The organism is Streptomyces sp. NPDC043726 (genome assembly GCF_056436565.1).
This window is the reverse complement of the sequence record NZ_JBWKCI010000002.1, coordinates 237,506-252,821: the sequence shown is the minus strand read 5'-3', so window position 1 is coordinate 252,821 and position 15,316 is coordinate 237,506. Positions and strand designations below refer to the sequence as shown.

Below are 15,316 nucleotides of genomic sequence, written 5' to 3'. Positions count from 1 at the left end.
GGCGTCGACCCGGTCAGTGCCGGGACGGGGAGACGCAGCGGAAGCTGGCGGCGGCGTCCGGGTCGCCGTAGCCCTGGTAGCGGGACACCTTGGGGTAGCCGCACAGGTTGCGGGCGACCTGCTCGCCGTCGGCGTTGACGAGGGTGGCGGGCAGCGTCTTGGGCGCCTTGCCGTGCTCGACCCAGGCGGTCAGGGCGGCGAGGCCGTCGGCCGAGCCGTCCTGGCCGTTGAGACCGCAGTGGTTGGTGCCGGGCGCGAGGAAGAGACGGTAGAAGTCGTCGGCCTTCTTGGCGCCGCCCGTCTTCCGCTCGACCTGCTCGCGGTAGTCCACGGTGCCCTGGGTCGGGATGAACTCGTCGGCCTGCCCGTGCCAGGTCAGGAGCTTGCCGCCGGACTTGCGGAAGGCGGACAGGTCCGGGTCGGCCGTACCGATGACCTTGTCGTACTCGTCCCGGGACTGCTGGAACAGCTGGGTGAACTCGCTGTAGGTGACCGTGGAGAGGTCGAAGGAGGGGTCCTTCTTCACCCAGTACGACAGCCAGGCCGCGGGCACCGGGAAGGGAGCGCCCTTGATGACGCCGTCGGTGCCGGGCGCGCTGGAGGCCAGGCCCTTCAGGTCGGCGCCGACCGGGACACCGGGCCAGAGCTTCTTGCCGGTGGTGGTGCGCGGGCCGTCCCAGATCTTGCGCACCACGGCCGCGTCGGCCGCCGTGATGGTCAGCTCCTCGCCGTTGCAGACGACCTTGGTGCCGATCAGCCGCCGCGGGTCGAAGTCGCACCGGGAGGCGTCGTTGACGAGGCCGTCCTTGGCGCCGTCGAGCGGGTCGCAGGCCTTGACGGCGGCGTTGGTGAAGGCGTCGAGCTCACAACCGGTCGGGTAGGTCTTCTCGTTGTTCATGACGACCTGCGGCCACAGGGTGGCGACCTCGTACTCGGCCCAGCTGATGGCGGGCGCGTCGGCGAGGATGCCGTCGTAGTCGTCGGGGTAGCGCTGGGCCTCCATGTAGCCCTGGCGTCCGCCGGTGGAGCAGCCGGTGAAGTAGGAGTAGGCGGCGTTCCTGCCGTAGACCGCGCCGACGACCTGCTTGCCGACCACGGCCGCCTCGTGCTGGGAGCGGGAGGCGAAGTTCTTCAGCAGGGCGGTGTTGACCTGTCCCGCGCTGTTCAGTGCCCAGCCGGTGTCGAGGACGTCACCGACGCCGGCGTCGGTGGTGGTGGCCGCGTAGCCGTTCTTCACCGCGTTGGCCAGATCGACACCGTTGTCACCGGCCCGGTAGGCGGCGCCTCCGAGCCCCTGAAAGCGGCCGTTCCAGCCCTGCTCGGGCAGCCAGGTCCGCACCGTGGCGCGGTCGTCGGCGCCGGGGTGGGAGATGGTGGTGGTCACCTCGCAGAAGGCCGGCACGCCGGTGACCTCGCCGCCCAGCAGGCCGGTGCCCTTGATGGTGCCGCCCGGCCGGCTGACCGCCGTCACGGACTCCACCTCGGTGCCGGCCGGGGCCTTCACCGTCACCGGGCCGCAGTTGAAGGGCTGGGCGGTGTCGGCCGACGCCGTCGGCAGGTACACGGCCGCGGTCAGCGGAACGCCGGCCGCGAGGGCAACCAGAAGTCGTCTCATGGGATTCCGTCCAAGAAGTAGGTGTGCGCCTCGACTGGGCGGCACGTGTGTACAACTCTGATCAGGCGATGGGGGGCCGACAACAGTCAGTTGACGGTCCGCGTACCCAGCTCCCGAAGGGGACCGGGCACGCACGTGTTAGGTCATTCGGCGGTGGAGGTGTGCCCTGGGGTCACCGCTCGCCCGTGCTTTCGCCGCGCTCCTCGCTCAGCCAGCGGGAGTGGTACCGCCGCGCCCAGGACCGGCTTACGTAACCGGTTCGCATCCCGAGCCGCGCCTCCGGGTCCTCCATGGCCCGGCGCACGTGCTCGAGTACGGCGATGGTGATGGCCCAGGCCAGCACGTCGTGGACGAAGATCGCGCTGGTGCGGGAGAGGGCGGGCAGCAAGTCCATGAACCACATCAGCAGGCCGGTGAACATCATGACCAGCACGGCGCCGGCGATCCAGCCCGCGTAGATCTTCTGCCCCGCGTTGAACTTGCCGGCCGGGCGCGCCTCGGGCGAGGTCCTGCGTCGGCGTACGGCTCGCAGCCACTGCCGGTCGTACGGTGCGAAGCGGTTCAGTCTGCGCAGGTCCGCGCGGAACTCCGAGGAGAGGAGCCCGAGGAGGAAGGGAAGCGGCAGCAGGATGCCCGACCATTCATGGACTGTGATCATGAGGTGCCGCCGTCCGACCAGCAGGGCGAGCGGGCCGATGTACAGGCAGGCGGCGGTGATCAGGCACAGCAGCATCAGGTAGCCGGTGGCGCGGTGGACCAGGCGCTGGGCGGTGCCGAAGCGGCGCACCCGGTCGAGGGTGTCAGGCTCCTTCGCCGCTGCGGTCGGCGTCGTCGAGCCAGCCGTCGATCGCATATCCGCGCTCCTCCCAATAGCCCGGGATCACCTTGTCGGTGACCGATATGCCGGACAGCCACTTGGCCGACTTGTAGAAGTACATGGGCGCCACATACAGGCGGACGGGTCCGCCGTGCGCGTGGGTGACGGGCTTGTCCTGCATCTTCAGAGCCACCAGGACGTCCGAGCGGCGGGCCTGTTCCAGGGTGAGGCTCTCGGTGTAGGCGCCGTCGAAACAGGTGAAGCGGATCGCCGTACCCGGCGAGCGCACTCCGGCGGCGTCGAGGAGGTCCGCCAACTTCACCCCCTCAAAAGGCGTTTGGTTCACCCGCCAGCCGTCCGTGCACAGCACGTCGTGGACGACCCGGGTCTGCGGCAGCGCGCGCAGATCGCCGAGGGTGTAGGTCTTGGGCCGGTCGACCAGCCCGTCGACCCGCAGTGTGTAGTTCGTCTCGTCCTTGTGCGGCACGGAGCCGACGACGCTGTAGTAGCGGAATCCGCCCGGATTGGGCAGCAGGCCGGTGAGCCCGGTCGAGTCGACCTCGGAGGCGGCGGCGAGGAAGTTCTCCCAGCCGTGCTGGAGGTAGGGCGCGGCGGCGAGTCCCGCGGCCCCCGCACCGAGCATGCCGAGCATCGCCCGCCGCGCCACGGGGGCGCCCTCGGCCCCTGGTTTCGGCTGTCCTGCCATGGTCAGTGCATCCCTTCACGACGGCGAGTCCACACGTGTGAACGCCATCGGCCGAGCACCGTGACGTCACCGGTTAAGCTGGTGACGATGGTGGCACACGGCCACTGCGGCCGTCAACGGGGGTCCCCACACATGTGCAGGAAGCACGCGACGCGGGCTGCTACGCTTGCCCACGACACAGACCTTCGATCGAGGAGTCGCAGACGTGGTGGGTGACGACGACATCTCCGGGTGAGATCCGGATCTGACGGCCACCGGCCGGCGCTGAGAGCGCTGCCGAGGTGGTCCTCTTCGTCGTACCCCTTTCCACCCGTCTGCCCAGGGCAGAGCTCTGAGTACTGCCCTCCGTACCTTCGAGGTCACTTCCATGTCCGACGCCGCCGTCGTCTGCTCGAACCTGTCCTTCGCCTGGCCCGACGACACCCCGGTCTTCCGGGACCTGTCCTTCACCGTGCCCCCGGGCCGTACCGGCCTGGTCGCCCCCAACGGCTCCGGCAAGAGCACCCTGCTCAAGCTGATCGCCGGTGAACTCAAGCCCGCCACCGGCTCGGTGACGGTCACCGGGAGCCTGGGCTACCTCCCGCAGAGCCTGCCCCTGACCGGTGATCTCACGGTCGCGGAGGTCATCGGTGTCGCCGAGGTGATCCGCGCCCTGGACGCCGTCGAGTCCGGGGACGTCAGCGAGGAGCACTTCACCACGATCGGCGACGACTGGGACATCGAGGAGCGCACCCGCGCCCAGCTCGACCGCCTGGGCCTCTCCGACCTCACCCTGGAGCGCAGGCTCAGCACCCTCAGCGGCGGCCAGGTCGTCTCGCTCGGGCTCGCCGCCCAACTCCTCAAGCGGCCCGAGGTCTTGTTGCTGGACGAACCCACCAACAACCTCGACCTGGAGGCCCGGCACAAGCTCTACGACGTCCTGTCGGACTTCACCGGCTGCCTGCTCCTGGTCAGCCACGACCGGGCGCTGCTCGACCGCATGGAACGCATCGCCGAACTCGGCAGCGACGAACTGCGCCTGTACGGCGGCAACTTCACCGAGTACGAGGAAGCCGTCCGCGCCGAGCAGGAGGTCGCCGAGAAGAACGTCCGCAACGCCGAGCAGGAACTGAAGCGGGAGAAGCGGGAGATGCAGCAGGCCCGCGAACGCGCCGAGCGCCGCGCGAGCAACGCCGCCCGCAATCTGAGCAACGCCGGGCTGCCCCGCATCTTCGCCGGCAACATGAAGCGGGGCGCGCAGGAGTCCGCGGGCCGGTCCGGCCAGATGCACGCCTCCCGGGTCAGCGAGGCCAAGGCCCGCCTCGACGAGGCCGGGCGCGCACTGCGCAACGAACAGCGGATCACCCTGGACCTGCCCGACACCCAGGTGCCCGCCGGACGCAACCTCTTCCTCGGCGAGGGCATGCAGATCCAGCTCGGGGACACGCCCGTCTTCGCGGCGGGCGGGGTCGACCTGACCGTGCGGGGGCCCGAACGCATCGCACTCACCGGACCCAACGGCGCGGGCAAGAGCACGCTGCTACGGCTGATCACCGGCGAACTCGTCCCGGACGGCGGGGAGATCAAACGCAACGACGGCCGGGTCGCCTACCTCTCGCAGCGCCTGGACCTGCTGGACCTGGACCGCACCGTGGCGGAGAACTTCGCCGCGTTCGCCCCCGAGCGCCCCGAGGCGGAGCGGATGAACCTCCTCGCCCGCTTCCTCTTCCGCGGCGCGCGAGCCCACCTGCCGGTAGGGGTGCTCTCCGGAGGTGAGCGGCTGCGCGCCACCCTGGCCTGCGTACTGTGCGCCGAACCTGCCCCTCACCTCCTCCTGCTCGACGAACCGACCAACAACCTCGACCTGGTCAGCGCGGCCCAGCTGGAGAGCGCGCTCAACTCCTACCAGGGCGCCTTCATGGTCGTCAGCCACGACGAGCGGTTCCTCGCCGAGATCGGCGTCAACCGCTGGCTGCGACTGGCCGACGGGCAGCTCAAGGAGACGGGCGCCCCCGAGGTGTGAACCGCCGACGTGTGCAGTGGCCCGCGTCCGAGGCTCCGTGCCCGGCGGGCCGTACATCGATCACGTTGGACGGTTTCCCATGCCACAGCCCGCTCTGCTCGCCCACGACATCGTCCGCGACCTGGGCGGCCGACGCGTCCTCGACGGCATCTCCCTGACCGCCTCCCCCGGCCACCGCATCGGCCTGATCGGGGAGAACGGCGTCGGCAAGTCCACCCTGCTGCGGGTGCTCGCCGGCGTGGACGAGCCCGACTCCGGAAGCGTCACCCGCCCCGCGGACCTCGGCTTCCTCCACCAGGAAATGCCCTACGACGCCCACGCGACGATCGCCGCGGTGCTGGACGAGGCACTGCGCGAGGCCCGCGAGGACCTCGCCGAGCTGAACCGGCTCGGAGAGGAACTCGCGCGTCTCGCCGAGGACGACCCCGCGCACCCGGAACTCCTCGACGCCTACGGCCGGCGCCTCGAACAGGCCCAGGACCGGGAGTCCTGGGACGCCGACCGCCGGGCCGCCGTGGTGCTGGACGGACTGGGCCTCGGCGCGTTCGGGCCCGACCGCACGCTCGGCTCGCTCTCCGGCGGACAGCGCGGCCGACTGGCCCTGGCCGCGCTGCTCGTGCGGCGGCCGTCCGCCCTGCTGCTGGACGAGCCGACCAACCACCTCGACGACGGCGCCGCCGCCTTCCTGGAGGAACAGGTGCGCGGTCTGCCCGGGACCGTGGTGGTCGCCAGCCACGACCGCGCCTTCCTCGACGCCGTGTGCACCGACCTGATCGACCTCGACCCGGCGGTGGACGGCCCGGTCCGCTACGGCGGCGGCTACAGCGCCTACCTGTCCGAGAAGCAGGCCGAGCGGGCGCGCTGGGAGCGCCGGTACGCCGAGGAGCAGGAGGAGCTGGCGGGGCTGCGCCACTCGGCGGGCGTGACCGCGCACCGGGTCGCCCCGGACCGGGGCCGCACCGACAACGAGAAGATGGGCTACGGGCACCGGGCCGGACGGGTGCAGAACCAGATCTCCCGCCGGGTCCGCAGCGCCGCCCGGCGGCTGGACGAACTGGAGCGCACTCAGGTCGCCGAGCCGCCGCGCCCGCTGCGGTTCGCGGCCGGAGAACTGGCGGCCCGGGCCGAGGACAGCTCACTGCCCTTGGTGTCCTTGCGCGAGGTACGGGTGCCCGGCCGACTCGCGCTGGCGGGCCTGGAGGTGTCGGCGACGGACCGGCTGCTGGTCACGGGCGGCAACGGCGCGGGCAAGTCGACCCTGCTGGCCGTACTCGCCGGGAGCCTGCAGGCCGAGGGCGAGGTGCACCGGCGCCGGCGGCTGACGGTGGGGCTGCTCACCCAGGACACCGTCTTCGAGCGGCCCGAGCGCACGGTCCGGGACACCTACGAGCTGTCGCTGGGCGAGCAGCGCGCCGAGAAGGTACCGCTGACCTCCCTCGGACTGATGCACGAGGCCGACCTGGGCAAGCCGGTCGGAGAGCTGTCCGTCGGCCAGCGCCGCAGGCTCGCGCTGGCCCTCCTGGTGGCCCGCCCGCCCCAGCTCCTCCTGCTCGACGAACCCACCAACCACCTCTCCCCGCGGCTGTGCGACGAACTGGAAGCCGCGCTGGGGCCGGGCCCCGGCGCAATCGTCGTAGCCAGCCACGACCGCTGGCTGCGCCGACGGTGGCAGGGCCGCGAGCTGCGTCTGGAGTCGGGGCGGAGTCGACCGGAGAGTCGCGCCTGACCTGCGCCGACGCCGCTAGAGGACGTCCTGCCGCCGGGCGGGGCGTCCTCTCGTCTCCGCGGACTTCTTGCACTCCGCCCGAGTCACCTGTCAAGATGGTGATGTGAATCTTGACCATGTATTCGTGTGCGGACACCCGGCGCTCGACTTCGCGGCCACCCTCCGAGCCAGGCGCTCGACCCGGTTCGAGATGTTCGTGACCCCGGAGCGGCTGAATGCCTGGTACCTGGAGTCCGGTCTGGTGGACACCATCACCCCCGGCGACGACATCGACGTCCGGGCGGCCACGACGCTGCGCGAGGCCGTCTACCGGCTCGTCACCGACCGCAGGCTCGGCGAGGAGTTCGACGCGACGGCGCTCGACACCGTCAACGCCGCCGCGCGCAAGACCCCGGTGACACCCCAGCTCACCAAGGCCGGACGGCACACCGAGGCCACGCCCGAACAGGCCCTCGCGACCGTCGCCCGGCAGGCCGTCGAGCTCCTCAGCGGCCCGGACGTCCCCCTGATGAAGGAGTGCAGCAACCCCGAGTGCACGCGCGTCTACATCGACCGCTCCCGGGGCATGCGGCGCGAGTGGTGCGGCATGGAGTCCTGCGGCAACAAGATCAAGGCCGCCGCGTACCGGGCCCGCAAGAAAGCAGCCACGACCGCGTGAGGTGTCAGGAGTCCGGAGCGCCGCACTCCCGGTAGTCCCTCGGTGAGGTTCCCATCACACGTTTGAAGGCGGTGCTCAACGCGCTGTCCGAGCCGTAGCCGACCGAGTGCGCGATGGCGGTGAGGGTCTCCCCGCCCTGCCGGAGCCGCTTGGCCGCCAGCTCGATCCGCCAGGCCGTGAGGTACTCGTACGGACTCTGCCCGACCGCCTTCTTGAACCGCTCGGCGAGCGCGGTGCGGGACACCGAACCCGCGCGCGCCAGTTCGGCGACCGTCCACGGGCGGGCCGGGTCCCGGTGCACACAGGCCAGCGCCGCGGCGACCGCCGGGTCGGCCAGACCCGCGAGCCAGCCGGGACCGACGTGTTCCCCGCTGGCCAGGTGAGACCGCAGCACGCGGACGAGCATGACGATCGCGAGGTGCTCCGCGATCAGGTCGGCGCCCATCCGCCGGTGCCGCAGCTCCTCGTCGATCGCGTCCAGCACCCAACCCACCGTCGCGGCCCGGCTCGTGTCGGCCGGCAGGTGGAGGACCGGTGGGAGTCCGTCGAGGAGCAGTTCCTGCGCCCGTAGGCCGAAGGAGAAACGCCCACCCAGGATGTGCACGTCCTCGCCCTCGCCCGCCCGGGCCACGCCCGAGTCGGTTTTAGCGAAGAGAGGACGCGCCGGTACGGCCGGGACGTCCGGCTCGCTGCGGAGCGTGAAAGCACGCCCTTGGGTCAGCAGGAAGCAGTCGCCCGCCGACAGCTCGACCGGCTCGGGCACACCCTCGACCTCCAGCAGGCAGCTCCCGCGCCGGACGGCGTTGAACTTCACACCGGGAGGCGGCGGGAAATCAACCGCCCAACGGCCGCCCGCCACCAGGCCGGCCGAGAGATGACCCCGCGTGTCGAGCAGCCCGAGGACGTCCTCCAGCGGGTCCACGCCGTCTGTCTCCCCTCCGCTGCGAACGCGTGTCGCGGTCTGCCGCGCGCTGCGGGCGGGACCGGCGGGGACGAGCCTACTGGCGTGGACGAGCGCGCAAGTCTCCCGGACGTCCGAACATGGTGCCCACGGGTCACACTCCCTACGCTGGCGAGCGGGACAAGCGAGACATGTCTCCTGCCGCGCGATGCCGGCGGACACCTGCGCTCCCTCCCGTCCCCTCGTCCCGGAGCTCCACCGCCCCGAACCAGCGGGCGTGCGTCCGCATGCCCTGCCGGTTCCCCTCGAGAAAGTCGTCTCCCGCATGAGCGGCGCACTGCGCAACGACCCCGTCATCCTGCTCGTCCACGGTGCCTGGCACGGCTCCTGGTGCTGGGAGCTGCTGACTCCCGAACTCACCGCGCTGGGCTGGCGGGTGGAGACCGTCGACCTGCCGAGCGCGTCGGCCGACCCCGGCAACACAGCCGGGATGTACGACGACGCCCGCGTCGTCCGCGACAAGCTGGCCGGGCTCGACGGTCCGGTGACGGTCCTCGCGCACTCCTACGGCGGCCTGCCCGTGACCGAGGCCGGGGCCGCCCCCAACGTGTCCCGGCTCGTCTACCTCTCCGCCTTCCAACTGGACGAGGGCGATTCCCTGTCCGGCCTGAGCGGCGGCGCCCTGCCCAGCGGCGAGACCGGCACCCTGCCCGCCCACGAGGACGCGAGGAACCACCTGTACGCGGACGTCCAGGACGGCATCGCGCGGCAGGCGGTCGACCGGCTGGTGCTGCAGACCGTCAAGTCCTTCAGCGAGCCCCTGACCACCGCGGCCTGGAAGTCGGTGCCGTCCACCTTCATCGTCTGCGAGCAGGACCGCGCGGTGGACCCCGGCCTCCAGGAGCAGTTGGCGGCACGCTCGGAGCGGTCGTACCGGATCGCGGCCGGTCATTCGCCCTTCCTGTCTGTGCCAGTGGAACTGGCCCGGCTGATCACGAAGGACGCGGAGCAGTGACGGGGGCGCGCCGGCGGCCCTGAGGGGGGACTCGGGCCGCCGGCGCGGGAACGGGGGTGGACCACGAAAAGCGTGGTGGGACTCCGAACTCCCCGTCGCGGCCCCGCCACCCGCGTGTCCAAGCGGCAGGGCCTTCCAACTGGTGAACGTGACAGCGGGCGGAAAGGTTCACCGCGATTCGCCCGCCGTTTCGCGCTGTTTCAGAGATACATGGCTCGGTGACTGCGGAAGGCGAACATGTCGCCCGAACTCAGAATGCTCACGATCTCCTCGCAGTAGCGCCGGTACTCCGTCTCCTGCTCCGCCGACAGGGCCACGGAGACGACAGGTCCCTGCGCGACCGCATCCCGCAGGGCGCCCAGCAGGCCCTGCGGCGGCGAGAGCGACAGCACCTCCATGACGCGCCGGAAGGCATCCATGAGCGCCTGGTCGCCGTCGAGGAACAGGGCCACGCAGGCGGCCAGTTGTCCGAGGTCGGCCGGGTGCACATCGATCGGCCAGAGACTGGTCAGCTGACCGCCCCGCACGCCGTACAGGGCGTAGCGGAGCCGCTCGGGCACAGCGGTATCGGCGGACAAGACTTCGGTGTGCCCCGTCGGCCACAGCGGCAGCTTCAGCAGCACCCGCACCCAGCTGTCGTAGGCGTCCGAGACGATCCGCTCGTCGTCGGAGTCCAGGCCCTCGACGTGCAAGTGGTGGAGGTGGCGCAGCAGCGGTTCCTCCAGGCTCTGGAACTTCGCGAAGAACACGGGATCGTCAGGGACCAGGATGTACATGGACTCCTCCTCCGACCGGCACCCGCGGGCTACGCCGCCTCCGGCCGGACCACCGTCCGCAGCTTGCGCAGGGCGTTGTGCTGACGGCTCTTGACGGTTCCGGCCGGTACTCCGAGGATGCCGGCGGTCTCCTGGATGGTGCGGTCGCACAGGTAGATGTGGACCAGCACGGCGCGGTGCTCGGGCGACAACCGGTGCAGCAGAGGCCCGGCCACCAGCGCGTCGTGCACCGCCTCGGTGCCTTCGACGCTCGACACCGGGTCGTTGTAGGCGACTCCGACGACCTCTCGGCGGGCATGGGGTTTGCGCACCCAGTCGATGACCAGGTGCCGGGTCACGGTGAAGAGCCAGCTGCGGACCGCCCCGTCCCTCCCCGTCAGACGGTCGACGTTGCGCCAGGCCCGGATGAGGGTCTCCTGGACGATGTCCTCGGCGAGTCCGCGGTCACCCAGCATCCTCTCGGCGTACGCGACAAGTGCCTCCCGGTGTGGACCCGTGAGGGTGCCGAACAGCTCGGCCCGGGACACGGCCGTGAGCGGGGTAGCCATGGCTTCTGAACCATCCTGTGGTCAGCGGTGTGTGGCGGAGGAACATCACACGTGTGCCTCCGCGGAGATCATACGTGTGAACGTCGGCCATCCTGCGCGAAAAACCCACGCCTGTCGAGCAGACCTTCGCGCGCGAGCTTCTTCCGCCGTACCGCCGCCCGCTTCACCAGCCGCCAGCGTCAAGGGCCTTGACAGGGGAGGATCCGACACAACAGCCTATGGCAACGTTGTCAGATCACGGGAGCCGCACCCGCAACAGCCGCCGCGCGCTTCCCGAGCACCCCTGGGATTGGACGACTCACCCATGGCCGATCAGCCGTGTCCCTCGCACCACCCCTCCCGGCGCACCGTCGTCGCGACCGGTTCGACGCTGCTGGCCGGGTTCGGCCTCGGCACGGTGTTCTCACCGGTGGCCGCCGCCGCGGACCGGACCGCGAGCGCGACCTCGACAAGCTCCTCCACACCGGCTGAACTCGCCGTCCACCGACCGGTCCGGGTCTCCTCGCAGGCCTACGCGCCCACCCCACCCGAGTTCGTGGTGGACACGATCCCCACGCCCGGAGTGCGCGGCACCGGCTGGCGCGCCGAGGCGGGCGATCCGCAGTGGGTCGAGGTGGACCTGGAGGCCGACTGCCGTGTCGACCGCGTCCGGCTGACCTTCGAAGCCGACGCGAGCGACCCGGTGTTCACGCCGCCCACCAGCGGCAACCCCCGACAGGGCACCACCGGCAAGGAGATCCTCTCCAGTTACGCGACCGAGTTCGTCGTGGAGACCTCGCGTGACCGCGACTCCTGGACCAGCGCGTACCGCACCACCGCGGGCACCGGAGGTGTCGTCGACATCCCGCTGACCGCACCCGTCACCGCACGCTGGGTACGGATGACCGCCCGCAGGCGCTCCAGCCCCAACCCGCTGGGCCTCAACGGCTTCGAGGTGTACGGCACCGCCCCGGGACGCCGCCCCGAGGCCACCGGCTGGACCGACTGGGGCACCCACCGCGGCGACGCGCCCGCGCTCGCCGTCGCGGACGACGGCACGGTGCCGTTCGAGTCGGGCTGGACCCTCACCCTCGACGACTGGGCGGACGGCGACGGCGCCGCCCTGTCGAGGACCGGCGTGGACACGAGCCGCTGGCTGCCGGCGACCGTGCCCGGCACCGTGCTGGGCTCGCTCGTCGAACAGGGCAGGCTGCCCGACCCGGTCACGGGCCTGAACAACCTGCGCGTTCCCGAGGCCCTGTCCCGGCACTCCTGGTGGTACCGGCGGCAGTTCGGCCTGCCGCGCGGGCTGCGCACGGACGCGGGGCGGCACGTCTGGCTGGAGCTCGACGGGATCAACCACAAGGCGGAGATCTTCCTCAACGGCCGCGCGGTGGGCGAGGTGACCTCCCCCTTCGCCCGCCGCGCCCACGACGTGACCGGCCTGCTCGCCGAGCGGGGCGACAACGCCCTCGCCGTGCGCATCTCCCCCATGCCCGTGCCCGGCAGTCCCGGCGACAAGGGACCGCAGGGCGAGGCGTGGGTGGACGCCGGCGCCAACACGATGAACCTCAACTCGCCGACGTATCTGGCCTCTTCGGGCTGGGACTGGATGCCCGCCGTACGCGACCGGGCGGCCGGCATCTGGAACCACGTACGGCTGAGATCGACCGGGCACATCGTGATCGGCGACCCGCGCGTGGACACCGTGCTGCCCGCGCTGCCGGACCTGTCGGTGGCCGAGCTGACCGTGACGGTCCCGGTGCGCAACGCGGACTCCGCCGCCCACGAGGCCACTGTCACCGCCTCGTTCGGCGACGTGCGCGTCTCCCGTACGGTCACCGTCGCGGCGCACTCTGACATCGATGTCAGCTTCACTCCGGACGCGTTCAACGCGCTCAGGGTCCGCAACCCCGAACTGTGGTGGCCCAACGGCCTGGGCAAGCCCACACTCCACGACCTCACCCTCGTCGCCCGCACCGGCGGCGCGGAGAGCGACCGGCGCACCACCCGCTTCGGCATACGGCAGTTCGGCTACGCGTACGACACCCCGCTGAAGTTCACGCCGTCCTCCGACTCCTGCACGCAGACCGTCCAGCTCGGCACTCGCCGCGCACGGCACGTCCGCGTCCGCTGTCTGACCCGGGCCACCGGCTGGGGCAGCTCCCTGTGGACGCTGGCCGTGTACGACAGCGCCCGTCCCGGCAGCGACCTCGCCCTGCACGCGCCCGCCGAGGCCTCCAGCGTCGACGAGGACGGCCACGGCCCGGCCAACGCGACCGACGGCGACCCGCGCACCCGCTGGGCCTCCGCCCACGCCGACGACCAGTGGATCCGCGTCGACCTCGGCTCGGTGCAGTCCTTCGACCGGGTCGACCTGACCTGGGAACAGGCGTACGCGCTGACCTTCGTCGTGCAGGTCTCCGAGGACGGCGAGCAGTGGACCGACGCGGCCTCCGTGGACAACACGGCCGTACCGCTGCCGTTCAACACCGCTGACGCCGCGCTGCGGGTGACCGACTTCGAGGCCCGGACCGCCCGCCACGTCCGTCTGTCCTGCGGTGTCCGCAACACCAGTTGGGGCAACTCGCTGTGGTCGCTGGCCGTCGTGGACAGCGCCAGGCCGGGCACCGATCTCGCCCTGCGCCGACAGGTGACCGCCTCCACCGAGGAGGACGGCCATCCGGCCGCGCACGCCACCGACGGCAGTCCCGGCACCCGCTGGTCCTCCGCCTACGAGGACCACCAGTGGATCCAGGTCGACCTCGGCGAGGCGCGGAGGTTCGACCGCGTCGCCGTCCTGTGGGAGCAGGCGTACCCGAAGACGTACACGATCCAGGTGTCCGACGACGGTGAGAGCTGGACCGACGTCACCACCGTCTCCAACGCCCCGGACCCGCTGAAGATCAGCGTCAACGGCGTGCGGGTGCTGGTGCGCGGCGGCAACTGGGGCTGGGACGAACTCCTGCGCCGGATGCCCGCCGAGCGGATGGAGGCGGCTGTGCGGATGCATCGCGCCATGAACTTCACGATGATCCGCAACTGGGTCGGCAGCAGCAACCGCGAAGAGTTCTACGCCGCTTGCGACCGGCACGGCATCCTGGTGTGGAACGACTTCCCCAACGCCTGGAGCATGGACCCGCCCGACCACGAGGCGTTCGTGTCCGCCGCACGCGACACCGTGCTGCGCTATCGCATCCACCCGAGCGTGGCGGTGTGGTGCGGCGCCAACGAGGGCAATCCACCCGCCGCGATCGACCAGGGGATGCGCGAGGCGGTGGAGAGCCAGGCGCCGGGGATCCTGTACCAGAACAACTCCGCCGGCGGCATCGTCACCGGCGGCGGTCCCTACGGCTGGGTCGAGCCGGAACGGTACTTCGACCCGTCGACCTACGGCAGCAAGGACTTCGGCTTCCACACCGAGATCGGCATGCCCGTCGTCTCCACCGCCGCCGGCACCCGCGCCATGATCGGCGAGGACGGACCCGAGTGGCCGATCGGCGGCGCCTGGTACCACCACGACTGGAGCGAGCGCGGCAACCAGGCGCCGCACACTTACAAGGCCGCCATCGAGACCCGCCTCGGCACGGCTCGCGACCTGGACGACTTCACGCGCAAGGCCCAGTTCGTCAACTACGAGAACTTCCGGGCCATGTTCGAGGCATGGAACGCCCACCTGTGGGACAACGCCAGCGGACTGATGCTCTGGATGTCCCACCCGGCCTGGCACAGCACGGTCTGGCAGACCTACGACTACGACTTCGACGTCAACGGCGCCTACTTCGGCTGCCGCAGCGCCTGCGAACCGCTGCACATCCAGGCCGACCCGGTGAAGTGGCAGGTCGTCGCGGTCAATCACACGCGCCGGGCGCTGACGGACGCGAAGGTCACGGCTGAGACGTACGACCTGACCGGGCGCCGGATCGCGTCGACCCGGCACACTCGTGTCGACGTGGAACCCGCGGCCTCGGCCGAGGCGTTCACGGCGACGTTCACGGACGACCTGCCGGACGTGCATCTGCTGCGGCTGACGCTCCGGGACGAACATGGCCGGGTGCTCTCCCGCAACACCTACTGGCGATCCCGCACTCCGGGAGCCCTGCGCGCCCTGAACCAACTGCGTCAGGCCGGCCTGTCGGCCTCCCTCACGCGGGTGTCGCGCGACGGGGAATGGCACGAGGCGACGGCCACCGTGCGCAACCGGGGCTCCGTGGTGGCCGCGATGGTCCGGCTCTCCCTGCTCGACCAGAACGGGGACCGGGTCCTGCCGACGCTCTACGACGACAACTACCTCTGGCTGCTGCCCGGTGAGACACGCACGGTCGCGCTCTCCTGGCCGGCCCACGCCCTCGCCTCGGGCCGCCCCAGGCTGAGCGTGGAGGGCTACAACACTCCCCCGGTCACAGCGCGGGGGTGAACCCCGTCGGGCCACATGTAGCCGAGGCCGGCCTCCTTCCCCGCCGAGGAGGCCGGCCTCGTGGCCCGCACATACGCCGGACAGTCACACACATTCTTCACCTGTCGCGACGGAGCAACTTGCCCGGAGCACCTGCCAGAGTTGACACTTATCTGC

Annotated in this window: 11 protein-coding genes; 5 read left to right on the top strand and 6 right to left on the bottom strand. The window is 71.1% G+C overall.

Annotation, left to right across the window (positions count from 1 at the left end; translation table 11 throughout):
• Positions 1 to 13 precede the first annotated feature (13 nt).
• The 3 genes from AC068Z_RS05930 to AC068Z_RS05920 all read right to left on the bottom strand — a co-directional run bounded on the left by AC068Z_RS05930 (position 14) and on the right by AC068Z_RS05920 (position 3,138).
• Positions 14 to 1,615 (bottom strand): DUF6351 family protein, encoded by a 1,602-nt coding sequence (locus AC068Z_RS05930; RefSeq protein WP_478552712.1) that lies wholly within the window; start codon positions 1,613 to 1,615, stop codon positions 14 to 16.
• Between the two features lie 172 nt (positions 1,616 to 1,787).
• On the bottom strand, positions 1,788 to 2,468 hold the full coding sequence (locus tag AC068Z_RS05925) for a cytochrome b/b6 domain-containing protein (RefSeq protein WP_478552710.1): 681 nt from the start codon (positions 2,466 to 2,468) through the stop codon (positions 1,788 to 1,790).
• Positions 2,416 to 3,138, bottom strand: a complete 723-nt coding sequence (locus tag AC068Z_RS05920) for a molybdopterin-dependent oxidoreductase (protein ID WP_478552708.1) — start codon at positions 3,136 to 3,138, stop codon at positions 2,416 to 2,418. Before AC068Z_RS05920 ends, AC068Z_RS05925 begins: the two co-directional genes overlap by 53 nt.
• 367 nt (positions 3,139 to 3,505) lie before the next feature.
• Here AC068Z_RS05920 and abc-f point away from each other — a divergent pair, with 367 nt between their 5' ends.
• The 3 genes from abc-f (at position 3,506) to AC068Z_RS05905 (ending at position 7,524) form a co-directional block, all read left to right on the top strand.
• Positions 3,506 to 5,140, top strand: coding sequence for a ribosomal protection-like ABC-F family protein (gene abc-f / locus AC068Z_RS05915; protein ID WP_478552706.1), 1,635 nt, complete (start codon positions 3,506 to 3,508; stop codon positions 5,138 to 5,140).
• Positions 5,141 to 5,219: 79 nt separating this feature from the next.
• Complete coding sequence (locus tag AC068Z_RS05910; RefSeq protein ID WP_478552704.1) at positions 5,220 to 6,866, top strand: ABC-F family ATP-binding cassette domain-containing protein; 1,647 nt, start codon at positions 5,220 to 5,222, stop codon at positions 6,864 to 6,866.
• 103 nt (positions 6,867 to 6,969) lie between these two features.
• Positions 6,970 to 7,524 (top strand): CGNR zinc finger domain-containing protein, encoded by a 555-nt coding sequence (locus AC068Z_RS05905; protein ID WP_478552702.1) that lies wholly within the window; start codon positions 6,970 to 6,972, stop codon positions 7,522 to 7,524.
• A gap of 4 nt (positions 7,525 to 7,528) precedes the next feature.
• Here AC068Z_RS05905 and AC068Z_RS05900 read toward each other — a convergent pair whose 3' ends face one another.
• The gene (locus tag AC068Z_RS05900; protein ID WP_478552700.1) at positions 7,529 to 8,446 is read right to left on the bottom strand and encodes an AraC family transcriptional regulator; all 918 of its coding nucleotides are present in this window, start codon (positions 8,444 to 8,446) and stop codon (positions 7,529 to 7,531) included.
• A gap of 304 nt (positions 8,447 to 8,750) precedes the next feature.
• On the opposite strand from AC068Z_RS05900, the gene AC068Z_RS05895 reads away from it, so the two are divergent.
• Positions 8,751 to 9,440, top strand: a complete 690-nt coding sequence (locus AC068Z_RS05895) for an alpha/beta fold hydrolase (RefSeq protein WP_478552698.1) — start codon at positions 8,751 to 8,753, stop codon at positions 9,438 to 9,440.
• Positions 9,441 to 9,640: 200 nt separating this feature from the next.
• Here the strand turns inward: AC068Z_RS05895 and AC068Z_RS05890 are convergent, their stop codons facing one another.
• Positions 9,641 to 10,216, bottom strand: a complete 576-nt coding sequence (locus AC068Z_RS05890; RefSeq protein ID WP_478552696.1) for a hypothetical protein — start codon at positions 10,214 to 10,216, stop codon at positions 9,641 to 9,643.
• Positions 10,217 to 10,245: 29 nt separating this feature from the next.
• Positions 10,246 to 10,764, bottom strand: coding sequence for a sigma-70 family RNA polymerase sigma factor (locus tag AC068Z_RS05885; protein WP_478552695.1), 519 nt, complete (start codon positions 10,762 to 10,764; stop codon positions 10,246 to 10,248).
• A 304-nt stretch (positions 10,765 to 11,068) separates the two neighbouring features.
• Between AC068Z_RS05885 and AC068Z_RS05880 the strand changes: the two genes are divergently transcribed.
• Entirely contained in the window at positions 11,069 to 15,160 is a 4,092-nt protein-coding gene (locus tag AC068Z_RS05880; RefSeq protein WP_478552694.1) for a discoidin domain-containing protein, read from the top strand.
• Positions 15,161 to 15,316: the final 156 nt, after the last annotated feature.